20 protein-coding genes are annotated in these 23083 nt (G+C 72.6%); 7 read left to right on the plus strand and 13 right to left on the minus strand.

What is annotated here, in order from left to right; all coding sequences use genetic code 11:
- Positions 1-2: 2 nt before the first annotated feature.
- A complete protein-coding gene (locus ACF08W_RS17395) occupies positions 3-410 on the minus strand; it encodes an RNA-binding S4 domain-containing protein (RefSeq protein ID WP_385203010.1) in 408 nt (135 codons plus the stop codon).
- Positions 411-449: 39 nt separating this feature from the next.
- Complete coding sequence (locus tag ACF08W_RS17400) at positions 450-2096, minus strand: hypothetical protein (protein WP_392279744.1); 1647 nt, start codon at positions 2094-2096, stop codon at positions 450-452.
- Positions 2097-2436: 340 nt separating this feature from the next.
- Here ACF08W_RS17400 and ACF08W_RS17405 point away from each other — a divergent pair, with 340 nt between their 5' ends.
- Complete coding sequence (locus ACF08W_RS17405; protein ID WP_392279745.1) at positions 2437-4005, plus strand: VWA domain-containing protein; 1569 nt, start codon at positions 2437-2439, stop codon at positions 4003-4005.
- Here ACF08W_RS17405 and ACF08W_RS17410 read toward each other — a convergent pair.
- Together ACF08W_RS17410 and ACF08W_RS17415 are read right to left on the minus strand one after the other, a co-directional pair.
- Positions 3888-5192 carry a sensor histidine kinase gene (locus ACF08W_RS17410; RefSeq protein ID WP_392279746.1) on the minus strand — a complete coding sequence of 435 codons (1305 nt, stop codon included), beginning with the start codon at positions 5190-5192 and terminating at the stop codon, positions 3888-3890. The genes ACF08W_RS17405 and ACF08W_RS17410 overlap by 118 nt on opposite strands.
- On the minus strand, positions 5189-5842 hold the full coding sequence (locus ACF08W_RS17415; protein ID WP_352274235.1) for a response regulator transcription factor: 654 nt from the start codon (positions 5840-5842) through the stop codon (positions 5189-5191). The genes ACF08W_RS17410 and ACF08W_RS17415 overlap by 4 nt, the downstream gene beginning before the upstream one ends.
- Before the next feature lie 148 nt (positions 5843-5990).
- Between ACF08W_RS17415 and metG the strand changes: the two genes are divergently transcribed.
- Positions 5991-7604 (plus strand): methionine--tRNA ligase, encoded by a 1614-nt coding sequence (metG, locus tag ACF08W_RS17420; RefSeq protein ID WP_352274157.1) that lies wholly within the window; start codon positions 5991-5993, stop codon positions 7602-7604.
- A gap of 69 nt (positions 7605-7673) precedes the next feature.
- On the opposite strand, the gene ACF08W_RS17425 is transcribed toward metG, so the two are convergent.
- From ACF08W_RS17425 to ACF08W_RS17445, 5 genes are all read right to left on the minus strand, one after another.
- On the minus strand, positions 7674-8255 hold the full coding sequence (locus ACF08W_RS17425; RefSeq protein WP_385202996.1) for a Uma2 family endonuclease: 582 nt from the start codon (positions 8253-8255) through the stop codon (positions 7674-7676).
- 67 nt (positions 8256-8322) lie between these two features.
- Complete coding sequence (locus tag ACF08W_RS17430) at positions 8323-9099, minus strand: hypothetical protein (RefSeq protein ID WP_392279837.1); 777 nt, start codon at positions 9097-9099, stop codon at positions 8323-8325.
- 287 nt (positions 9100-9386) lie between these two features.
- Positions 9387-9878: a hypothetical protein gene (locus ACF08W_RS17435; RefSeq protein WP_385202993.1), complete on the minus strand. Its 492-nt coding sequence runs from the start codon at positions 9876-9878 to the stop codon at positions 9387-9389.
- Positions 9875-11380: an ATP-binding protein gene (locus ACF08W_RS17440; RefSeq protein WP_392279838.1), complete on the minus strand. Its 1506-nt coding sequence runs from the start codon at positions 11378-11380 to the stop codon at positions 9875-9877. Before ACF08W_RS17440 ends, ACF08W_RS17435 begins: the two co-directional genes overlap by 4 nt.
- A gap of 80 nt (positions 11381-11460) precedes the next feature.
- Positions 11461-12153 carry a response regulator gene (locus tag ACF08W_RS17445; protein WP_392279747.1) on the minus strand — a complete coding sequence of 231 codons (693 nt, stop codon included), beginning with the start codon at positions 12151-12153 and terminating at the stop codon, positions 11461-11463.
- Positions 12154-12288: 135 nt separating this feature from the next.
- Between ACF08W_RS17445 and ACF08W_RS17450 the strand changes: the two genes are divergently transcribed.
- The 4 genes from ACF08W_RS17450 to ACF08W_RS17465 are packed head-to-tail and all read left to right on the plus strand — an operon-like array spanning position 12289 to position 16095.
- The gene (locus tag ACF08W_RS17450) at positions 12289-12951 is read left to right on the plus strand and encodes a hypothetical protein (RefSeq protein WP_392279748.1); all 663 of its coding nucleotides are present in this window, start codon (positions 12289-12291) and stop codon (positions 12949-12951) included.
- Positions 12948-14024, plus strand: coding sequence for a peptidoglycan-binding protein (locus tag ACF08W_RS17455; protein ID WP_392279749.1), 1077 nt, complete (start codon positions 12948-12950; stop codon positions 14022-14024). Before ACF08W_RS17450 ends, ACF08W_RS17455 begins: the two co-directional genes overlap by 4 nt.
- Positions 14021-14881 (plus strand): ABC transporter ATP-binding protein, encoded by an 861-nt coding sequence (locus tag ACF08W_RS17460; protein ID WP_392279750.1) that lies wholly within the window; start codon positions 14021-14023, stop codon positions 14879-14881. Before ACF08W_RS17455 ends, ACF08W_RS17460 begins: the two co-directional genes overlap by 4 nt.
- Positions 14878-16095, plus strand: a complete 1218-nt coding sequence (locus tag ACF08W_RS17465; RefSeq protein WP_392279751.1) for an ABC transporter permease — start codon at positions 14878-14880, stop codon at positions 16093-16095. The genes ACF08W_RS17460 and ACF08W_RS17465 overlap by 4 nt, the downstream gene beginning before the upstream one ends.
- A 131-nt stretch (positions 16096-16226) precedes the next feature.
- Here ACF08W_RS17465 and aspS read toward each other — a convergent pair whose 3' ends face one another.
- Positions 16227-18023 (minus strand): aspartate--tRNA ligase, encoded by a 1797-nt coding sequence (gene aspS, locus ACF08W_RS17470; RefSeq protein WP_352274149.1) that lies wholly within the window; start codon positions 18021-18023, stop codon positions 16227-16229.
- A 164-nt stretch (positions 18024-18187) separates the two neighbouring features.
- Between aspS and ACF08W_RS17475 the strand changes: the two genes are divergently transcribed.
- Entirely contained in the window at positions 18188-20329 is a 2142-nt protein-coding gene (locus ACF08W_RS17475; protein ID WP_392279752.1) for a SpoIIE family protein phosphatase, read from the plus strand.
- 4 nt (positions 20330-20333) lie between these two features.
- On the opposite strand, the gene ACF08W_RS17480 is transcribed toward ACF08W_RS17475, so the two are convergent.
- The 3 genes from ACF08W_RS17480 to ACF08W_RS17490 all read right to left on the minus strand — a co-directional run bounded on the left by ACF08W_RS17480 (position 20334) and on the right by ACF08W_RS17490 (position 23073).
- Positions 20334-21398, minus strand: a complete 1065-nt coding sequence (locus tag ACF08W_RS17480) for an AI-2E family transporter (RefSeq protein WP_385202972.1) — start codon at positions 21396-21398, stop codon at positions 20334-20336.
- Between the two features lie 80 nt (positions 21399-21478).
- On the minus strand, positions 21479-22435 hold the full coding sequence (locus tag ACF08W_RS17485) for a pirin family protein (RefSeq protein ID WP_352274146.1): 957 nt from the start codon (positions 22433-22435) through the stop codon (positions 21479-21481).
- Between the two features lie 197 nt (positions 22436-22632).
- Complete coding sequence (locus ACF08W_RS17490; protein ID WP_148836880.1) at positions 22633-23073, minus strand: SseB family protein; 441 nt, start codon at positions 23071-23073, stop codon at positions 22633-22635.
- Between the last annotated feature and the right edge of the window lie 10 nt (positions 23074-23083).

Raw genomic sequence — 23083 nt, forward strand, 5'->3', positions numbered from 1 at the left:
TCCTACTGCCCGGGGCCGGTGCCGGTGCCGCGCAGGCGGTCCATCTCGCGCCGGTCCCGTTTGGTCGGGCGGCCCGCGCCCCGGTCCCGTACCGGGATCTGGAGGGCCGCCTCGCGCGGCGGTGGCGGCGGGCTGTTGTCGACGTAGCACTCCGCCGCCACCGGCGGGCCCACCCGCTTCTTCACGATCTTCGACACGACCACGATCCGGTCGCGGCCCTCGTGCCGGAGCCGTACCTCGTCGCCGACGCGCACCGACTGGGCGGGCTTGGCGCGCTCGCCGGCGACCTTCACATGTCCCGCGCGGCAGGCGGCGGCCGCCTGCGACCGGGTCTTCGTCAGCCGGACCGACCAGATCCAGGCATCGACCCGGACACTGCCCTCCGCCTGCGGCGCCTCACCGGAAACCATGGGTCCGACTCTAGAACGTCGGACCCCCTGGCGGGAGGATCAGCCGAAGTCGCTGATCACCTCGGACATGTTGTAGCTGTACACCTCGCGCTTGCAGGCCCCGCACTTGCTGCTCGGCGCGTGCTCGCTCAGCGACCACAGCTGCGGTGCGAAGCCGTCGCCGCGCCCGTGCGCCAGGTAGAGGTCCTCGGGTCCGAACGACGACGCCAGGGTCTTCGCGTTGCCGACGAGCTGGGACGTTCCGTCGACGGTGCCGGGCGTGGCCTGGAGCAGCCGGCCGTTGCTGTAGCCGTTGCTGCGGTGGAAGTACCACTTGCCCTCGTACCGGTTGACTCCCTGGATCTTGTGCCACAGGGCCTCGCCGTTGAAGGTGCCCCCGGCGGGCAGTCCGTACGCCAGGTCCGCCTCGGCGACGGTGCCGGGCGCGCCCTCGACCGCGGCGGTCAGCGCCGTCATCGGGTACGTGCCGACCCGGCCTGGGCTGGTGCCGCCGTTGTTGGTGTTGCAGTACTCGCCGAGGATCAGGTGGTCGGTACCGGTGCGGTCCAGCGAGATGTACGAGGCCTTGGGGCGGCCGGTCGCGTAGCACTGGTTGCCGCTGGTGGTCCCGCCGTTCTTGGCGGTGCTGAACTTCAGCGTGGCGACCTGCGGCATCACGTAGCGGTAGCCGTAGCCGTACCAGACGTTGTTCTGCCGGCCGATGCGCCGCTTGTCGACGACGTTGCTGGTGAGGCCGTCCGGCGTCTTGTCGTCGACGTCGGCGTTGTTGTCCGGGTTGAGGTCCATGATCTTGCGCAGGTCGAAGACGCGCATGCCGTTGGCGGTGTCGGCGACGTACAGGTAGTTCCCGTACCAGACCATGCCACCGGCGTGGATGCCGTTCTGGGCGGCGCAGGACGGTGTCACCGTGCCGACGCACTTGCCCTCGCGGGCGTGCAGCGCGTCGAAGGAGATGTGGTCCTTGGAGTTCATGTACGGCCAGACCAGCAGGACATGGCGGTACATCTGGGTCGCCTGGTTGAAGAAGCTGACCCGGATGCCCTTCTCGTTGCAGGCGTCCGTCGTCGGGCTCGCCAGGCAGTTGCCGGCGCCCGAGGCGTAGTCGCTGCGGCCCGGGTTCTCCGCGTCGTAGGCGGCCACGGCGATCGGGTCGGAGTTGGACGTGCCCCAGTCCTCGTCCTCCTGCGCGTCCGAGACGCCGGTGATGGCCTGCGGCACCCACTCCGACGAGGTGGCGTCGTCGCTCTTCCAGCAGACGCGGTGGTTGACCGCCAGGTCGGGGCCGTAGATACCGGCGGTTCCGCAGGCGCCCTCCCAGCCGGCGGGGCGGTTGGCCTGCTCCATCAGCTCGGTGAGGCCCTGCTTGGGCAGGGCGGCGTCGAGCTTGGTGACGAGGCCGGAGATGTCGCTGCCGGTGACCAGTTTGAAGTCCCCGGCCCGGCCGGGAACGGGGGCGGCGGCGAGGGCGGCGGCGCTCGGGGCGGGGGTGGCGGTCGCGGCCCCGGCGCCCGTTCCCGTCCCCGCTCCCGCGAAGTCGTCCTGTTCGGACTCCGGTTCGTTCTCGAAGCCGTCGTCCGGCATGCCTTCGGTGGGCGTCGCGGGGTCCTCGGCGGCCCGGATCGAGGACGGCGTTCCGGAGACCGGGGAGGCCACCGCACCGGCGGCGGGGACAAGACCGGAAAGCATCGCTCCGGCCGCTGCGGCACAGACGACAAAACGTGTTCTACGGGTTGGTTTTCCCACGTGGAGGCCCTTCTTGGGGATGCTCTCGAACAACGGACAACGGTGTGCCCGCATTTGGATCGGACACACCGCGCGGTCACGTTAACAACGCATCTCACGACCGGATGAGCAGATTTGACCGACGCACATCAGGCCCGCACGCCATACGCACAGGACTTGTCCAGAGAGCCGCACCACCGAAGGGCCGGATCCGGCCGCTAACCTTACGTATCCGCCCTGGCCAGGGATCAATTCCAGCAGGTCGGACATTTCCCTCACCCAACTGACGCGAAAGGCCTCGCCCATGGGCATTCGGAGCTTGCTGCGCAAGGTGTTCGGCCGTGACCGCGCGGAGCAGGACGCACCGACGGCAACGGTCCCGCCCCAGACCGAACGCACCGCGCCCACGGACTCGGAGCCGAAGGCGGAAGCGAAGGCGGCGGCCGGGCCCGCTGAGGACACGGCTGCCGGCACGACCGCCGATGCGGCTACGGCTACGGCTACGGCCACGGTTGACGAGCCGGCCGCCAAGGTCTCGGTACCGGCCCCGGCGGCACCGCGCTCCGGCGGTGACGACAGCGTCGTCGGCTCCGGCGACGTGGCCTCGGACCTAGTGGCGGCCGCCTTCGACCGGCCGTCCCTCGCCACGGTCCCGGCCCAGGGCTCGGCCCCGGAGCCGGAGTCGACGGAGCCCAAGGCGGAGAAGCCGAAGGCCGAGGAGCCCGAGGCTGAGAAGCCGAAGGCTGAGGAACCGAAGGCTGAGGAGCCCGAGGTCGAAAACCCGAAGGCGGAGGAACCGAAGGCGGACGAGCCCGAGGTCGAGGAGCCCAAGGCTGAAGAGCCCGAGGCCGTGGAACCCGTCGTCGAGCCGGAACCGACCCCCGAGCCGGAGGCCGAGGCCACGCCCGTCGCAGCCGAGCCCGCGCCCGCACCCGTCGAGGCCGAGGCCGCCCCGGAACCGACCCCCGAGCCGGAGGCCGTCCCGACCCCGGAACCGGCCTCCGCACCCGTCGAGGCCGGAACCGAGCCCGTGAAGGAGCCCGCCCCCGAGCCCACCCCCGAAACCCCGGCCCCGGCAGCCACCCCGGCACCCACCACCCCCGCAGCCGTCCCCGCCCCCGCCGCCTCCACCAAGCCCGCACTCACCCTCGCCAAGGTGAAGTCGCGCGCTCCCGGGCTGGCCGACGCGTACAAGGCCGCCCAGTCCGGGCTGAAGACGCACGGGCTGACCGGGCTGCGCGCCACCGTCTACCTGGTCCTCGACCGCTCCGGCTCCATGCGGCCGTTCTACAAGGACGGCAGCGCCCAGCACCTGGGCGACCGGACGGTGGCGCTCGCCGCGCACCTGGACGAGGAGGCGACCGTCCCCGTCGTCTTCTTCTCCACCGACATCGACGGCACCGCCACCGTCGGCCTCGCCGACCACGAGGGCCGGATCGACGAGCTGAACGCGGGCCTCGGCCGCCTCGGCCGTACGAACTACCAGGCGGCCGTCGAGGCGGTCGTCGCGCACTACGAGGGCTCCGGGGCCACCGGTCCCGCCCTGGTGGTCTTCCAGACGGACGGGCCGCCGGACGCCAAGCAGGCCGCCCGGCAGGCGCTGGCCGACGCGGCGCGGCTGCCGCTGTTCTTCCAGTTCGTCGCGTTCGGCGAGGAGGACGGCAAGGGCTTCGACTTCCTGCGGAAGCTGGACGCCCCGAACGCCGGGTTCTTCCACGCCGGCCACGCCCCCCGCGAGGTCCCGGACGCCAGGTTCTACCGGGAGGTACTGGCCGCGTTCCCCGCCTGGCTCGCGGCCCGCGACGCCGACGCCGACACCGAGAGCGACGCCGGGACCGGCTCCGCCGCCGGGTCGGGCGAGACCGGCGCCTGATCCACCGGCAGCCGTACGGTCACGGCGAGCCCGCCCTCCGGGCCCGGCGCCGCCGTGACCGTACCGCCGTGCGCGACCGCGATGGAGCGCACGATCGAGAGGCCCAGCCCCGAACCGCGCCCCATCCGGTCCTTGCCCTCGCCCCGCCGGAACGGCTCGAACAGCCCCGGGATGTCCGCCGCGCCGACCACCGGCCCGGTGTTGCGCACGTCCAGCAGCGCCCCGCCCCCGGCCGTCACCAGGGACACGTCCACCGTCCCGCCCGGCACGTTGTACGTGACGGCGTTGGCCAGCAGGTTCCCCACCAGCTGGGCGAGCAGCATCCGGTTGCCGCGCACCACGCAGAAGTGCGTGTCGGCCCGCACGTCCGGGCGCCCCGGGCGACCCGGATGCCGGGCGGCCTCCTCCTCCACGACGCCCGCCAGGTCCACCACCTCCCGCTCGCCGTCCGCGAGCCCGCGCTCACTGCGCGCCAGCACCAGCAGTCCCTCGATCAGCCGCTCGCTGCGCCGGTTGTTGTCCAGGAGCGTCTGCCGGGTCCGTACGAGGTCCTCCGGGGTCGGGTCGTCCAGGCCGATCTGGATCGCGGCGCGCTGGGTGGCCAGCGGGGTACGCAGCTCGTGGGAGGCGTTGGCGATGAACCGCCGCTGGCTGTCGAACGCCTTCTCCAGCCGGGCCAGCAGCGCGTCCAGCGTGTCGCCCAGCTCCTTCAGCTCGTCGTCCGGGCCGCTGGACGCGATCCGCTCGTGCAGATTGTGCTCGGAGAGCCGGCGCGCCTTCGCCGTCATGGCGTGGACGGGGCGCAGCACCCGCCCCGCCGTCCACCAGCCCACGCAGACCGCGCAGGCCGTCATCACCAGCAGCGCCGCCACGGACCAGATCATCAGCTGGTGGCCGGCCGCGTCGCTGACGTTGTCGGTGAGGTCGTAGACGGTGGGCGGGCCGAGGCTGCGTCGGGTGATCAGCGGGCCGTTCACCGCGTAGCCGGGCTGGACCACGGCCGCGGTACGGGCGATGTCCCGCGCCCGGGAGTCCGTACCGGCGCGGGAGGCGAGGTTGACGGTGGTCAGCAGGGCCGTGCCGAGGATCAGGAAGACCCCGCCGTACACCAGGGCGATCCGGGCCCGGATCCGGGAGTGCTCCACCCCGGACAGCCGGTGGGCCAACCGTTCGGCCAGCCGCTTCACAGGGCGTACCCCACGCCCTGCACGGTACGGATCAGGGCCGGTTCCCCGAGCTTTCCGCGCAGCTTGCTCATGCAGACCCGGACCGCGCCGGTGAAGGGGTCGGCGTTGGCGTCCCAGGCCCGTTCCAGCAGCTCCTCGGCGCTGACGGTGGCGCCGTCCGCCTCCAGCAGCAGCTGGAGCACCGAGAACTCCTTCGGCGACAGGTCCAGCTCCCGCCCGTCCCGCGCGGCGGTGCGGCGCACGGTGTCGAGCTGGATGCCGTGCCGCTCCAGCTGCGGCGGGACCGGCCGGGCGCTGCGGCGGCGCAGCGCCCGGACCCGCGACACCAGCTCGGGGAACTCGAACGGCTTGCCCAGGTAGTCGTCGGCGCCGAGGTCGAGCCCGGCGACCCGGTCCTCCATGGAGACGGCGGCGGTCAGCATCAGGATCCTGGTCCGGGAGCCGGAGGCGACCAGTCCGCGCGCCACGTCGTCGCCGTGCACCCGCGGCAGGTCGCGGTCGAGGACGACCACGTCGTAGTCGTGCAGCCCCAGGTAGGCGACGGCGGCGTCACCGCTGTACACCGTGTCGACGGCGAAGCCGGCCCGGCGGAGCCCGGTGGCGACCAGCTCCGCCAGTATCTCCTCGTCCTCGGCGACCAGTACCCGCATCGTGATGTCCCCTGCCTCGTGCATGCGTGTCCACTCCCTCCCAGGATGCGTCTTTGCTACGGGAAGGGTTGTTTCGCAAAGGTCTCCGTGCCCCCGGGAGGGTTTATCGGTGTGATCCGGTCTCCCGGGGGCCGTTAGGATTTCGACCATGGCGGCCACTGGATCCGAGAAGCAAGGGGGCGACGACGTGAAGAGTTTCTACGTCTCGACCCCCATCTACTACGTCAACGACGCTCCTCACCTGGGCCACGCCTACACGACCGTCGCAGGCGACGTGCTCACCCGCTGGCACCGCCAGCGCGGCGAGAAGGTGTGGTACCTCACCGGCACGGACGAGCACGGTCAGAAGATCATGCGCACGGCCGAGGCGAACGGCGTCACCCCGCAGGAGTGGTGCGACAAGCTCGTCGAGGAGGCGTGGAAGCCCCTCTGGGAGCACCTGAACGTCGCGAACGACGACTTCATCCGCACGACGGAGAAGCGCCACACCGACCGGGTGCAGGAGTTCGTGCAGGACCTGTACGACAAGGGCGACATCTACAAGGGCGGGTACGAGGGCCCGTACTGCGTGGGCTGCGAGGAGTACAAGCTCCCCGGCGACCTCATCGAGGACGAGAACGGCGTCAAGCTGTGCCCGGTGCACAAGAAGCCGGTGGAGATCCTCAAGGAGGAGAACTACTTCTTCAAGCTGAGCGCCTACGGCCCGAAGCTGATGGAGTTCTACGCCGAGAACCCGGGCTTCATCCAGCCCGAGTCCGCCCGCAACGAGGTCGTGAACTTCGTCAAGCAGGGCCTCCAGGACCTCTCGATCTCCCGCTCGACCTTCGACTGGGGCGTCCCGGTGCCGTGGGACGACAAGCACGTGATCTACGTGTGGGTCGACGCACTGCTGAACTACGCGACGGCGGTCGGCTACGGCGCCAACCAGGAGAAGTTCGACGCGACGTTCCCCGCCGACGTGCATCTGATCGGCAAGGACATCCTCCGCTTCCACTCGGTGATCTGGCCCGCCATGCTGATGGCGCAGGGGCTGCCGCTGCCCGGCAAGGTCGTCGCCAACGGCTGGCTGATGGTCGGTGGCGAGAAGATGTCGAAGTCGAACCTGACCGGCATCAAGCCGCAGGACCTGACCTCGCACTTCGGCGTGGACGCGTACCGCTGGTACTTCCTGCGCGCCATCGCGTACGGCAACGACGGCTCGTTCTCCTGGGAGGACTTCGCCGCCCGCTACACCTCCGAGCTGGCCAACGACTACGGCAACCTCGCCTCGCGCGTCGCCGCCATGGTCGGCAAGTACTTCGGCGGGGAGCTGCCGGAGGCCACCGCCCCGGGCGATGCCGAGAAGGCCGTCCAGGAGGGTCTGGCGAAGGCCGTCGCCACCGCCGACGAGAAGATCGGCGAGGAGCTGGACTTCCAGGCGGGCATCCTGGCGATCTTCGACTTCGTGAAGCAGGTCAACGGCTACATCACGGAGCAGGAGCCCTGGAAGGTCGCCAAGGACGACTCGGCCGAGGGCCGGGCCCGTCTCGCGACGATCCTCTACACGGCCGCCGAGTCGCTGCGCGGTGTCGCGGTGCTGCTGAACGCGGTGATGCCGGAGACCTCGCAGAAGCTGTGGGACTCGCTGGGCGCCGAGGCGTCCCTGGGCGCCCTGGCCGACCAGCGCGTGCAGGACGCCGGCACCTGGGGCCGTCTCCCGGCGGGCGCCACGGTGACGAAGGGCGCGGTGCTGTTCCCGCGCCTGGAGGAGAAGCCCGCGTAGGGCCGCTCACCCCCGTGGAAGCACGGCGAAGGGCCGGACCCGGCAGAGGGTCCGGCCCTTCGGCGTGGGTCAGCGGACCCAGTTCTTCAGCGGCTCGGTGTCCAGCTCGATGCCCACCGGGTCGGGCAGTTCGACGGTCTTCCCGTACGGCACCGTCACCACGCACTCGTACCGCACCCCGTCGGGCTGCGAGTGCACCTTGACCTCGCAGGTCTCGCGGTCGATGAGCAGGTAGACGGGGATGCGGGTCTCGGCGTACGCGCGCGGTTTCTCGACCCGGTCCCGGCGGTCGGTGTCCTCGTCGTACGACGTCACCTCGACGACCATCAGGACGCCGTCGGGGTCGGCCCATTCGCCCTGGCCGACGAAGGTGTCGAGCGGGGCGAGCGAGCCGTCCGGGCGGGCGTTGCCCCTGCGGTACGTCTCAATGCGCAGGCCCTGTTCGGCGAAGAGCCAGTTGCCGGGCCCCGACTGCATACAGATCTGCGTCAGCCAGGCGATGATCCGCCCGTGGTCCCCGTCCGGCACTGCCTTGACCCCCATTTTCCCGTTCACGAACTCCAGACGCAGTGCCTCCTCGGCGCGTATGGCGTGGCGGGCGAGGTCCTCGAAGACCTCCTGGGTCAGCACATTCTCCTCAACCACGGTCATCACAGCCTCCTGGTACGGAAACGGGCTGCCATCAGCGTACGGGCCCGGTCCGTGACCCGTTGTTGGTTCAGCGTTCCAGGCCCTCGGCGTCGCCCATGACGACGATGGGCTTCTTCGCCGGGTCCAGGGCGGTCAGGAGTTCCCGCATGCGGTCGGCGGGGAGGGAGACGCAGCCCTGGGTGGGGCCGCCGTGGTCGACGTGGAGCCAGATGCCGCCGCCGCGTTCCTCGCCGAGCGGGCGGGTGCGGTCGAGGGGGGAGGTGCGCGGGGCGCGGTTGTAGTCGATGGCCACGACGTAGTCGAAGGCGCCTTCGAGGGGTTCGCCGTCGAAACCCTCGCCGTCGACCGTGAACAGCGGGTTGTGGTCGTAGGGGAAGGCGGTGCGGGGCGGGGCGAGGAGGCCGCCCGCGTAGGTGAGGCCGTAGACGCCGACCGGGGAGCGGAGGTCGCCCTGCTCATGGCGGTCGGTCCAGCCGTCCAGGGCGTTGTGGGCGGGCCAGGGGCCGGCGACGGGGCGCCAGCCCCGGGCCGGGTCGTCGCGGGTGTAGAGCACCGCGGTGGAGAGGCTGGAGTCGTAGTCGTCGCCGGTGACGACGAGGGCCTGCCGGGAGTCCGCCGGTATCCCGGCCCGGGTCCTGGGGCCCAGGTCGGGTATCTCGCGCGGGTGGGCGCGCGGTGCGTGCGGTACGGGGGCGGCCCGTACGCGGGCCCGGCCGGGTGGGCCGCCGACGCCTGGGGAGGCCGCGGTTCCGGGCCGTACGGCGGGGCGGGTGGCGGCGGGGCTGTCGGGCGGAGTGGTGCCGCAGCCGGTGAGGAGGAGCAGGGCGGTGGCACAGGTGCCCATGCCTATGCCCAGACCTGTGCGGGCGGGGGGCGGGGTGCGCCGGTGGACCGGCGGGCGGGACGGGGACACGGGGCCTCCTCGGCGTTCGCAAAGTGGCGGCGGGTCCGGGCGGGCGATCACCGTCGCCGCCCTGTGCCGCCACCGTCAGTCAACGCCGCGCCCCGCCGGGGCGAACCCGCACGAGGGCCATCCGGCGGTATCGCCCCGCCCTCCCCGGTGACGGCCTCTCACGCCGACCCGCTCCCCGCCGTCGTCACCTACCCGCCGTCGTCACCTCCCCGCCGTCGTCACCTCCCCAGGAACTCCGCGCATCCCAGCGGCCCCAGCGGATCGCCCTCGGTCGGGCGGAAGGTGACCCGGACGTCGTCGGCCCGCACCCTCGGGTCGAGCACCGACTGGGCACGGGCCAGGGTGCACACCAGTTGCCCGGTCGCCTGGTCGCGCCCCGACCCTCCGTACGGCCCCTCCGTCCGCACCGTGACCCGCTCGCCCGAGCCGGTCGCCGAGTAGCCGCCGAGGCGGACGAGGGAGACCAGCCCCTGGCCCGGGGGCGGTTCCGTCGCCCCGAGCAGCTTCAGCGCCCCGTTCAGGTCGTCGACCCGCCGGTCGATCAGCGGCACCGCGGTCAGCCCGCTCGGCGAGGCGAAGTACAGCCGCACTCCCCGGGTGAGCCCGGAGGCCGGCTCGCCCGCCGTCACCACCCCGGTCGGTTGGACCCCGCAGCCGGTCAGAGCGGCCGCGCCCAGCACGGCGGCCGCCACCGCTCGCCGCGTCCTCATTCCGTCCCCTCCTCTTCCGGCCCGGAGTGCCGCAGCGGCAGCCGGAGCGTGAACACCGCCCCGCGCGGCGGTTCCCCGGCCGCGTCCGCCACCTCGATCGTCCCGCCGTGCAGCCGGGCGTTCTCCAGCGCTATCGCCGTGCCGAGACCGCTGCCCTGGCCGCCGTCACCGGCACTGACACCCGCAGCGGCGTCGTTGCCGGCGCCGTCACTGTCGGTGGAACGGGTACGGGCCTCGTCCGCCTTGTAGAACCGGTCGAAGACCCGCCGTCCCGCGCCCGGCGGCAGCCCGGGGCCCCGGTCGGCGACCGACAGCACCGCCCACGGCGCATCGTCCGCCGCGCGGCACGTCCGCAGGGTGACCGTGACCGGCGGGGCGCCGTGCCGGAGCGCGTTGCCGACCAGGTTGGCGACGATCACGTCGACGCGGCGCCGGTCGACGACCGCCCGTACGCCCGGGGCCAGCTCCGTGCGGACCCGGTCCGTCCAGCCGCGCAGCGCCAGCGACGCCCGTACGGTGTCGGCGAGGTCGGTCTCCGCCGCGTTCAGCCGGGCCGCTCCGGCGTCGAAGCGGGAGATCTCCATCAGCTCCTCGACCAGCCGGGCCAGCCGGGCCGTCTCGGCGCCGACGGTCCGGGCGGCGCGGGCCGCGTCCGGGGGCAGCTGGTCGGCGTCCTCCTCCAGGACGGTCGCCACCATCGTCATCGCGGCGAGCGGGGTGCGCAGTTCGTGGGAGACGTCCGCCACGAAGCGGCGCGCCTTCGCCTCCTGTTCGCGCAGATCGGCGTCGGACGCCTGGAGCGCGTCGGCGGTCTCGTTGAACGTCCGGGCCAGATCGGCGAGTTCGTCGTGCCCGGTGACGGCGACCCGGCTGCCGAGGTCCCCGGCGGCCAGCTCACGGGTGGCCCGGCCCAGTCTGCGCACCGGCCGCAGCACCGTCCCCGCGGCCAGCAGCGCCAGCACGGCGGCCAGCACCACCACCGGCACGATGCCCGCCCGCACCGAGTCCAGCAGGGCGGCGGTGTCGTCGCGCTCGGCGCGCAGATCGGTGATCGCGTAGACCTCCAGGCCGGAGGCGCCGCGGTCCCCGTCCGCGTACGTCACCGGCATGCCGACCACCAGATACGGCTCGTCCCGCCACCGCACCCGCTGGAACACCGCGTCGTCGCCGGTGCGGACGGCGGCGCGCAGCCCCGCGCCGATCCGGGACGCGGTGTCGGCGTACGGGTCGGAGGTGGCGGCCAGATCCCGGTAGCGGACGGCCACGATCCGGCCGCCGATGCCCTCGGAGACCCGGGCCGCGAACCGGTCCAGCGAGCGCTGGTCGGGCGGCAGGTCGAAGTCGACGGCCACCGCCCCGACCCGCGCCCGGACATCGTTCACGGCCGTGTTCTGGGTGCGCTGGAGGACGGCGGTGCGGGCCTCCCGGTAGGCGAGCGCGGTCGCGGTGACGGCGCTGATCAGCGCGACGGCGACGAAGGTGGCGACCAGCCGGGTGCGCAGCCCGCCGACCGGATGCCGGGCACGTGTCCCGGTCCGCTTCCGGTCCGGCCCCCGGGTCCGCTTCCGGGCTCGTTCCCGGTTCACAGCGGGCCGAAGCGGTAGCCGAAGCCGCGTACGGTCTGGACGTAGCGGGGCTTGGCCGGTACGTCCTCCAGCTTGGCGCGGAGCCGGCCGACCGCCGCGTCCACCAGCCGGGAATCGCCCAGGAAGGTGTGGTCCCAGACGGATTCGAGGAGCTGCTCCCGGCTGAGGACCCGCCCCGGGGAGGCCGACAGCTCCAGCAGCAGCCGCAGTTCGGTGGGCGGCAGCGGGACCGGTACGCCGTGCTTGGTGACGGTCAGCCCGAGCCGGTCGATCACCAGCCCGGCGAGGTCACCGGGCCGGTGCGCCGGTGCCGAGGGCTCGGCGCGGCGCAGCGCGGCCCGGATGCGGGCCTCCAGGACGGGGGCGGTGACGGGTTTGACGACGTAGTCGTCGGCGCCCGCCTCAAGGCCCGCCACGATGTCGTGGTCGTCGCCGCGCGCGGTCAGCATGATGACCGGCAGGGTCGCCGAGCGGGCGCGGATGCGGCGGCACACCTCGAAGCCGTCCATGCCGGGCAGCATCAGGTCGAGCACGGCCAGTTCGATCCGGGCGCCTTCCTCGCCGGTGAGGGCGGCCAGGGCCTGTTCGCCGGTGGCGGCGGTCGACACCCCGTACCCGTGCCGGCGCAGCACCAGCTCCATCCCGTCCCGTACGGACGCGTCGTCCTCGATGAGCAACACATGCGGCATGGGGCCGATTATGTGCATGCCCGGGGCCGTTCCGTCCGGGGTCCAGGGGGACGAACGCGCAGGCCGGGGGCATTGTTACGTTCCCATCATGTGGCCATGGACCGGTCATCATCCGCGACGGTCAACGTGCCGTGCATGAACCTTTCCCACCGGAAGACCACCCGGAGCCCCCGGACCACCGCCCGGCTCCGGGTCGCCGCGCTCGTGGCGCTGCCCGTGCTCGCCCTCTCCGTCGGCTGCGGCGGCGGGGACGACGGAGCGGACGGCACACGGAGCGATGCGATCGCCGACGTGCCGGACGGCCCGAAGACCTCCTCCCCGCAGGAGACCGACAAGGCGAGCACCCCGCCCGCCGGCAAGAGCGCGTTCTACGACGCCCAGGTCAAGTACGTCCAGTGCATGCGCGCCAAGGGCGGTTACAAGGACTTCCCCGACCCCAAGCTCAGCGGGCACCTCGACTGGGACAAGGTCAACGAGATCGGTTCCCAGCCCGGCCGCAACGAGGGCATCAAGGGCGGCAAGGACGGTGCCTGCGTGCCCGAGCTCAGGGCTGCCCTGGACGCCGAACCCAAGCGCGACCAGCAGAAGTCCTACGAATCGATGCTGGCGCACGCGACGTGCATGCGGGACCACGGCGTCTCCCGGTTCACCAACCCGACGATGAACGGCGGCATCGCCCAGCCCGGCGGCGACCCCAACCCGGCGTCCCCGAGCATCGACTGGGATTCACCGACGTACAAGAAGGCCCGCGAGGCGTGCCGGACGAAGCTGCTCGACGGCCTGGACGGCATGCAGTGAGGCGCTCCACCCTGCTGCTCGCGCTCGGCGCGGTGGCGGTGGCCGCCGCCGTCACCGGGGGGTGGCTGTTCCTCGGCGACGGTGACGGCGGTGCCCCCGGCCGGGCCGGCGACCTGCCGCCCGCCACCGCGACCGTGAGCCGCGCGGACCTCGTACGGTCCACCACGGTGGACGGCACCCTCGGCTTCGCCCGGCGCCGTGCGGTCAAGTCCGCCGTCGAGGGCACCGTGACCGTGGCCGCCGCCGAGGGCCGCACCCTGACCAGGGGGCAGGCGCTGTACGAGCTGAACGACAAGCCCGTCACCCTGCTCTACGGACCGGTCCCGATGTTCCGCGAGATGAAGCTCGGCGACCGGGGCAGCGATGTGCTCCAGCTGGAGCGCAACCTGCGCGACCTGGGGTACGGGGCCGGGCTGTACGTCGACGTCCGGTACGACGCGGCCACCGAGGCCGCCGTCGAGCGGTGGCAGAAGTCGCTGAACCGGGAGCCCACCGGCCGGGTCGGCCAGGGGGACGTGGTCTTCCAGCCCGGCCCGGTCAAGGTGGTCTCCGCCGACGCGGCGCTCGCCGACCGGGTCGGCCCGGACGGGGCGGTCCTGACGATCGCCTCCACCGACCCGGTCGTCCGGGCCGAGCTCGACCGGAGCGAGGCCGCGCTCGCCGCACGCGGCGCCCGGGTCGAGGTCACCCTGCCCAGCGGGAAGACCGAGGGCGGCCGGGTCACCGGGACGGCACGCCCCGGGGAGTCCGGGGAGGCCGAGGACCAGGGCGCCGGCGACGGCGTCGTCGTCGAGATCTCCCTGGACGGCGGGGCGCGCGCGGTCAAGGGCGAGGAGCCCAGGGCCCCGGCGAGCGTGAAGTTCGTCAGCGAGGAGCACAAGGGCGTGCTCGCGGTCCCGGTCGAGGCGGTCGTGGCGCTGCGCGGCGAGAACGGCGGCTACGGGCTCCAGGTCGTCGAGGGCGCCACGTCACGGATGGTGCGGGTGGAGACGGGCATGACCGCCGACGGGCTGATCGAGGTCAGCGGGCCGGACGTGCGCGCGGGCCTGAAGGTCGGTGTGGCCGCCTCATGAGCCGCGTACCGACAAGCGGGCCGGTCCCCCCGTCCCCACCGGTCCCCGTGCCCCCGCCCGTCGACGCGTCGTCCGCCCCGGTCGTCGAACTGCGCGGCGCCACCCGGACGTACCCCGGCGGCGTCCACGCCCTGCGCGGGGTGGACCTCACCGTCGAGCGGGGCGAGCTGCTCGCCGTCGTCGGCCCGTCCGGCTCCGGCAAGTCCACCGTGCTCAACCTCATGGGCACCCTCGACCGGCCCACCACGGGCACGGTCCGGATCACCGGCCACGACGTGTCCCGGCTCGCCGACTCCCGGCTCTCCGCCCTGCGCTCCCGCCACATCGGCTTCGTCTTCCAGCACTTCCACCTGGCGGCGGGGCGCGACGCGGTGGAGAACGTCGCGGACGGGCTGCTCTACGCGGGCGTCCCGCCCCGGGAACGCCGGGCACGGGCCCGGGAGGCGCTGGCCCGGGTGCGGCTGGACCACCGCCGCTCGCACACCCCCGACCAGCTGTCCGGCGGCGAGAAGCAGCGGGTGGCCATCGCCCGCGCCGTGGTGGGGGCGCCCACCCTGCTGCTGGCGGACGAGCCGACCGGGGCCCTGGACACCGCGTCCGGCGCCATCGTCATGGAGCTGCTGCACGAGCTGAACGCGGCGGGCACCACGGTCTGCGTGATCACCCACGACAACGAGATCGCCGACGCGCTGCCGCGCCGGGTCCGCTTCAGGGACGGCCGGATCGTCTCGGACCAGCGCTCGGCGGCCGTGCCCGCGCCGCCCCCACTCCAGAACCCGACCCCACTCCAGAACCCGCCCCCGCGCCCCAGCCCGCACCCAAGCCCGTCCCCGAGCCCGGAGGAGGCCGCTCCATGAGCCAGAATCCGCGCCCCCTCATGAGGCAGGACCTCCGGCCCGCCCGCCTCGCTCCGGGCGACGTGCTCCGGGTCGGCGCGGTAGGACTGCGCGCCCGACGGGCCCGGGTGGTGCTCTCGGCGCTCGGAATCGCCATCGGGATCGCCACGATGGTCGCGGTGATCGGGCTCTCCGAGTCGAGCCGCGCGGACCTGATGGCCCGGCTCGACCGGCTCGGCACCAATCTCCTCACCGCCGAGGCCGGCAAGGACGCGCAGGGCGGCCGGCTCAAGCTGCCCAAGAACGCGGTCGCGATGGTCGAGCGGATCGGCCCGGTGCGCCAGGCCACCGCCTCCGCCGACGTGGACGCCCGTATCCGCCGCAGCGACGTGGTCCCCGAGGAGCGCACCGCGGGCGTCACCACCCAGGCGGTCCGGACCGATCTGCTGGCCGCGCTCGGTGGCGAGGTGCGCACGGGCCGCTGGCTCGACCGGGCCGGAGAACGGCTCCCGGTGACGGTGCTCGGCGCGGTGGCCGCGGAACGCCTCGGGGTCACCCGGCCCGGCGAGACGATCATGATGAACGACGTCCGGGTGGTCGTCGTCGGCGTCCTCGAACCGCTGGACCTCGTCCCCACCCTGGACCGGGTGGCCATGGTCGGGTTCCCCGCAGCCGAGCGCTGGTTCGGCTTCGACGGCCACCCCACCACCGTCTTCGAGCGCTCCACCGACGAATCCGTGGCGGACGTGCGGGCGGTCCTGGGCCGCACGCTCAACCCCGGCGACGGGGCGGGCGTCCAGGTTTCCCGCCCCTCGGACGCGCTGGCCGCCAAGGCCGCCACCGACGCGGGGCTGACCCGGCTGATGCTCGCCCTGGGGGCGGTGGCGCTGCTGGTCGGCGGGGTCGGCGTGGCCAACACGATGGTCGTCTCCGTGCTGGAGCGCCGCCGGGAGATCGGCCTGCGCCGGGCGCTGGGCGCGACCCGGGGTGCGATCCGGCTCCAGTTCGTCACGGAGTCGCTGCTGCTGTCGGCGCTGGGCGGGACGGCGGGCGCGCTGCTGGGCTCGGCGGCCACCTTCGGTTTCGCCCGGGTCCAGGGGTGGACGCCGGTGGTCCCGCCCTGGGCCCTGGCGGGCGGGCTGGCCGCCACCCTGGTGATCGGTGTGGTCGCCGGGCTGTACCCGGCGGTCCGGGCCGCCCGGCTCGACCCGACGACCGCACTGAACGCGGCGTAGCACCCCGGCACGGAGCGGCACAGCGGCACAGCGGCACCCAATGAGCACCCGGCACCCGATACGCGAACAGCCCCCGGCCGACCCCGGCCGGGGGCTGTTTCACGTGAAACAGCGGGGCGACAGAGACCGGACTACTTCTCCGTCTTGGCCTCGTCCTTGCCCTTCGCCGCCGCCACCGGCTTGCGGAGCTGGATGTTCAGCTCGCGCAGCCGCGACTCGTCCAGTTCGGTCGGCGCGCCCATCATCAGGTCCTGGGCGTTGCCGTTGAGCGGGAAGGCGATCGTCTCGCGGATGTTGGGCTCGTCGGCGAGCAGCATCACGATGCGGTCGACGCCCGGGGCGATGCCGCCGTGCGGCGGGGCGCCGAGCCGGAAGGCGCGGAGCATGCCCGCGAACTCGTGCTCGACGGTCTCGCGGTCGTAACCGGCGATCTCGAACGCCTTGAGCATGACGTCGGGCTCGTGGTTCCGGATGGCGCCGGAGGACAGCTCGATGCCGTTGCAGACGATGTCGTACTGCCAGGCAAGAATGTCCAGCGGGTCCTTCTCCTCCAGGTCCTTCATGCCGCCCTGGGGCATCGAGAAGGGGTTGTGGGAGAAGTCGATCTTGCCGGTCTCCTCGTCCTTCTCGTACATCGGGAAGTCGACGATCCAGCAGAACCGGAAGACGTCCTCCTCGAAGTGACCGGCCCGCTTGGCGGCCTCGACGCGGACGACGGACATGATCTTGGAGACCTCGTCGAACTCGCCCGCACCGAAGAAGACGGCGTGGCCCGGCACCAGCGAGAGGCGCTCGGTGAGGGTCTTGACGTCCGTCTCGGTGAGGAACTTGGCGATCGGTCCGGCCAGCGTGCCGTCCTCGCCGACGCGGACCCAGGCCAGGCCCTTGGCGCCGTGCTGGACGGCGTAGTCGCCCAGACCGTCGAAGAACTTCCGGGACTGGCCCGCGGTGTCCGGGACCGGGAGGGCGCGGACGTGCTTGCCGGCGAAGGCCTTGAACTCCGAGTCGGCGAAGACGTCGGAGATGTCGACCAGCTCCAGCTTGGCGCGCAGGTCGGGCTTGTCGTTGCCGTACTTCAGCATCGACTCGCGGAACGGGATGCGCGGGAACGGCGAGGTGACGTGGCGGCCGTTGCCGAACTCCTCGAAGAGCTCGGTCATCAGCTTCTCGATCGGCTGGAAGACGTCCTCCTGCTCGACGAACGACATCTCGACGTCGAGCTGGTAGAACTCGCCGGGCGAACGGTCGGCGCGGGCGTCCTCGTCGCGGAAGCAGGGCGCGATCTGGAAGTAGCGGTCGAAGCCGGAGATCATCAGCAGCTGCTTGAACTGCTGCGGCGCCTGGGGCAGGGCGTAGAACTTGCCCGGGTTGAGGCGGGACGGCACGACAAAGTCACGGGCACCCTCGGGGGAGGTCGCGGTGAGGATCGGCGTCGCCATCTCGTTGAAGCCGAGGGCCACCATCTTGGCGCGGATCGCGGCGATGACCGCCGAGCGCAGCATGATGTTGCGGTGCATGCGCTCGCGGCGCAGGTCGAGGAAGCGGTACTCCAGGCGCCGCTCCTCGTTGACCCCGTCCTCGGTGTTGATCGTGAAGGGCAGCGGGGCGGCCTCGCCCAGCACCTCGACCTCGGTGACCTCGATCTCGATCTCGCCGGTGGGGAGCTCCGGGTTGACGTTGTCGGCGCCGCGCGCCGAGACCTTGCCGTCGATCCGGACGACGGTCTCCTTGGTGAGCTTCGCCAGCGCCTCGTTGCCGGGGGTGCCCGGGCGGGCGACGAGCTGCACCAGACCGTAGTGGTCGCGCAGATCGATGAAGAGGATGCCGCCCAGGTCTCGGCGATTGTGCAGCCAGCCGCTGAGTCGGACGTCGGTGCCGACGTCAGAGGCGCGGAGCTCGCCGCAGGTGTGGGACCTGTACCGATGCATCGTCGTTCATCCAGTCTTCGCGGTTCGGGGTGGATTACAGCCATCCCAGGCTACCGCCCGCACCGGAACCGAATCATTGACATTGACACTTCAAGATCCTGCGGCGGCCCCCGCACGGGCACCCACGGTGGCACCCGGAGCGCAAATATTCTTAAAGTAGGGCAATGCGCACCGAGGATGTCCTGGCCACGACCGGTACCGGCCTGTGGAGCTGGGACAACGGCGCCGGGACCGTCACGCTCGACGCGGAGGCCGCCCGGCTGCTGGCGCTGCCCGCCGCGGCCGGTGTCTTCCGCGAGTCCGCGGTGCGCGCCCGTTTCCACCCCGTCGACTGGAACGAGATCTACGGCGTGGTCAGCCTCGCCCGCGCCGAGGGCACCCTCGCCGAGGCCCGGCTGCGGATCGTGGACGCCGAGGGCCGGGTGCTGCGTACGGTACGCAGCCGCTCCCGGCCGCTGCCCGCGGCCGACCGGGACTACGTGCTGGTCGGCACCCTCCAGGAGGTGCCCGAGCCGCAGTCCGGCACCACCGGCGCGCCCGTCCCCATCACCGGCGACTGGCGCCGTTCCCGCGAGGCGTTCCTGCTGGACGCCGGGCGGGCGCTGGCCGAGGCAAGGTCGACCGAGGAGGTGCTGCGGGTCGCCTCCTCGCTCTCCATGCCGGGCTTCTCGCCGGACGGGCTCGCGGTCTTCGGCATCGCGGGCGACCGGCTGACGATCGTCGGGCACCACGGACACGGCATCGGCGACGAGGGACCGTTCACCGACATGCCGCTGGAGACCGACTATCCGGCCGCCGAGGTCGTACGGACCGGGCGGGCGATCTATCTGCCCTCGCCCGAGGAGTACAGCCGCCGCTATCCGGTCACCTGGCCGCTCGCCAGCCGGTTCGGCCGCCGCTCCTGGGCCTTTCTGCCACTGATCGTCGCGGGGCGCACGATGGGCGCCTGGATGGCCGGGTTCAAGCACCCGGTGTCGTTCTCGCCGGACGAGCGCTCGGTGCTCACGACCGTGGCACGGATGCTCGCGCAGGCGCTGGCCCGGGCCGGGGTCGCCGAGACGGAGCGGGAGCTGTCGCTGGGGCTCCAGCGCTCGATGATGCCGAGGCTCGGCCCGGACATCCCCGGGATGACGGTCGCCGCCCGCTACATCCCGACCGGCGGCGGGCTCCAGGTCGGCGGCGACTGGTACGACATGATCCCGCTCCCCAACGGCCGCGTCGCCCTGGTCATCGGCGACGTCCAGGGCCACGACGTACGGGCCGCCGGGCTGATGGGCCAGTTGCGGATCGCCCTGCGCGCGTACGCCTCCGAGGGGCACCGCCCGGACGCGGTGCTGGCCCGCGCCTCGCGCTTCCTCTCCGGGCTCACGGACGCCTACGAGGACGGCACGGCGCCCGGCCCCCGCTTCGCCACCTGCCTGTACGCGGAGGTGGACCCGGCGACCGGCACCCTCGACATCGCCCGCGCCGGCCACCCCGACCCGGTGGTGACCACCGCCGACGGGACCGCGATGATCCGGCAGACCGAGGGCGGGCTGCCGCTCGGCGTCGAGGAGGACGCCGACTACCCGACGAGCCGGATCACCCTGGGGACCGGCGAGACGATCATGCTCTGCACGGACGGGCTGATCGAGACCGGCGGCCACGACATGTTCTCCGGCTGGGACCGGCTGCGTCCGGTCCTGGAGGAGCACCCGGCCGATCTGGAGAAGCTGGCGGACGCCCTGGTCCAGACGGTGCACGGCCCCACCTCGCACTACACCACGGGCCCGCTCTCGGACCGCCGGGAGGACGATGTCGCGCTGCTGCTGCTGCGGCGGGACGGCGGCGGCACCGGTCGCCGGGCAGCGGCCCGGCGCACCGCGCTGACCATCGCGCAGGCCCAGCCGGAACGGATCGCCGCGGCCCGGCAGCAGCTGCGGGACCTGCTGCACGACTGGGCCGATCCGGAACAGGTCGACTCGGCGGTGCTGATGATCTCCGAGATGGCCACCAACGTCCTGGTCCACACGGACGGCGACGCGCTGATGCTCGCCCAGGCGACGGGGGAGCACGGCGGGCGGCTACTGCGCGTGGAGGTGTCCGACGGCAGCGACGAGCTGCCGCACAAGCGGCGCCCGGGGGAGATGGCCTCCAGCGGCCGGGGGCTGGTGCTGATGGAGATGCTCGCCGACGCGTGGGGAGTGGACCCGCGAGGGGCGGGCAAGTCGATCTGGTTCGAACTGCAGGAGTCGCCCCCGAGCACCGGACCGGCCGAACCGGAGGCCCAGGAGGCACCCGAGGCCCAGGGGACCCCGGGGGCCTGACCCGTCACTCCTCCTCCGGCGCGGCCGCCCCCCGGAACCCGTCGCGCAGCTCCCCGAGGATGCCGAAGGCCGCCGCGCAGAGCGGCACCGCGAGCAGCATGCCCAGCAGCCCGGCCACACTGGCCCCCGCGGTGAGCGCGATCATGATCATGGCGGGGTGCATCTGCACCGTACGGCTCTGGATCACCGGCTGGAGCACATGCCCCTCCAGCACCTGGACCGCGAGCACCACCCCCAGCGCCCAGAGCGCGATCACGAAGCCCCGGTCGGCGAGCGCGACCAGCACCGCGACGGTCCCCGAGACGAAGGCCCCGAGGTACGGGATGTAGGCCCCGACGAAGACCAGCGCCCCGAGCCCCACCGCACCGGGCACCCGCAGGACCAGCAGGCCCACGGTGATGCAGACGGCGTCGATCAGCGCGATGAACGTGGTGCCCCGCATGAAGCCCTGAACGGCCTCGAAGGCCCGCCGCCCCATCGCCTCCACCAGCTCGCCGGTGCCGCGCGGGGCGATCGCGTGGGCGAGGCCGGGGGCCCGGTCGGAGTCGCGCAGGAAGAAGAAGGTCAGCAGCAGGGCCAGGACGCTGGTGGCGGCGAGGGTGCCGATCAGGCTGATCCCGGAGAGCAGCCCGCCCGCGGCGCTCGCGCCGAACTTCTCGAAGAGCTTCTGCCCGCCCGCCGCGAGGTCGTCCACGTCGGTCTTCTTCCCGATCCCGAAGTGGTCGACGACCCAGTGGGCGGCGTCCTTCAGCGAACGGACGATCTGGTCGCCGCTGTCGATGAGCGCGGTGACGACGATGTACCCGGCGCCGCCGACCACCGCGACGAGCAGGACGCAGGTGAGCCCGGCGGCGAGCGAGCGCTGTACCCCCCGGTCGGTCAGCCGGCGGTGCACCGGTCCGAGCAGCGCCGTCCCGAGCAGGGCGAGCAGCACCGGGGTGACCGCCGTCTTCAGCGTCACGCACAGCCAGACGGCCACCGCGGCGACCCCGGCGACCAGGAGCACCACACCGCACCAGGCGGCCGTGCGGCGCGCGGCATCGGGCAGGAGGGGCTTGTCGTTCCGCACCCTCCCACCCGATCACGGCGCGGGCACTCTGTCCCGCCCGCGCCGCCGTACGAGTGACGTACCGTCACCCGCCCTCCGGCTCACATCCCGTGGACCGCGGGCACGGTGCCGAGGCGGCCGGCCTGGAAGTCCTCGAAGGCCTGCTTCAGCTCGGCCTGGCTGTTCATCACGAACGGCCCGTAGTGCGCCATCGGCTCCCGGATCGGACGGCCGCCGAGGAGCACGACCTCCAGGTCCGGGGTGTGGCCGTCCTGCTTCTCGTCCGCCCGGACGGTCAGGGCGGAACCGGCGCCGAAGACGGCGGTCTGACCCAGGTGGACCGGGCGGCGCTCCGCGCCGACGGTGCCGCGTCCGGCCAGCACGTAGGCGAGGCCGTTGAAGTCCTCGCGCCACGGCAGGGTCACCTCGGCGCCGGGGCGCACGGTGGCGTGGATCATCGTGATCGGCGTGTGGGTGATGCCGGGGCCCTCGTGCCCGTCGAGCTCACCGGCGATGACGCGGAGCAGCGCGCCGCCGTCCGGGGAGGCGAGCAGCTGGACCTGGCCGCCGCGGATGTCCTGGTAGCGCGGGTTCATCATCTTGTCGGCCTTGGGCAGGTTCACCCAGAGCTGGAGGCCGTGGAAGAGGCCGCCCGACATGACCAGCGACTCCGGCGGGGCCTCGATGTGCAGCAGGCCCGAGCCCGCGGTCATCCACTGGGTGTCACCGTTCTGGATGGTGCCGCCGCCCCCGTTGGAGTCCTGGTGGATGAAGCTGCCGTCGATCAGGTACGTCACGGTCTCGAAGCCGCGGTGCGGGTGCCAGGGCGTGCCCTTCGGCTCGCCGGCCGCGTACTCCACCTCACCCATCTGGTCCATCATGATGAACGGGTCGAGGTACTTGTAGTTGATGCCGGCGAACGCCCGGCGCACCGGGAAGCCCTCGCCCTCGAATCCGCTCGGCGCCGTGGTGACGGCGAGTACGGGACGGTCCGTCGCGTCGCCCGGGGCGGCGACCTTGGGCAGGGTCAGCGGGTTTTCGACAGTCACTGCGGGCATGGGGGCCACCTCCGGGGGAGTGTTCTGCCTTCAATTTAGTTGAATGGTGAACATCTTGCAAGACCCGTTCCATTCCCGGCCCCGTCGCGCCGGCTCCCGACACCCGTCCCTCACCGGCCCCTCACCCGCCCGGAGCAACGCGAAGGGGCCCGCACCATCGGGTGCGGGCCCCTTCCTGAGCCGGGGAGGCCGGGGGCTCAGCCGTACATGCGACGCATCGCGAAGTCGACCATCTGCTCCACGGCCTTCGCGTCGAAGACCATGCGGTGCTCGCCCTCCATGTCGAGGACGAAGCCGTAGCCGGTCGGCAGCAGGTCGATCACCTCGGCCCCGGTGATCACGAAGTACTTGGACTCCTTGCCCGCGTACCGCCGCAGCTCCTTGAGCGTGGTGAACATCGGGATCACCGGCTGCTGCGTGTTGTGCAGCGCCAGGAAGCCCGGATTGTCGCCGCGCGGGCAGTAGACCTTCGACGTCGCGAAGATCTGCTGGAAGTCCTCGGCGGAGAGCGAGCCGGTGGTGAAGGCCCGGACCGCGTCGCCCAGGGACGGCGGCGAGGGCTCGGGATACAGCGGCTGCTCGCCGTAGCCGCCACCCATCTGCTGCTGTGCACCAGGGTTCTGGTCGTAGCCGTACATGCCGCAAAGA

The organism is Streptomyces sp. NPDC015144 (assembly GCF_043079735.1).
In the GTDB taxonomy this organism is placed as follows: domain Bacteria; phylum Actinomycetota; class Actinomycetes; order Streptomycetales; family Streptomycetaceae; genus Streptomyces.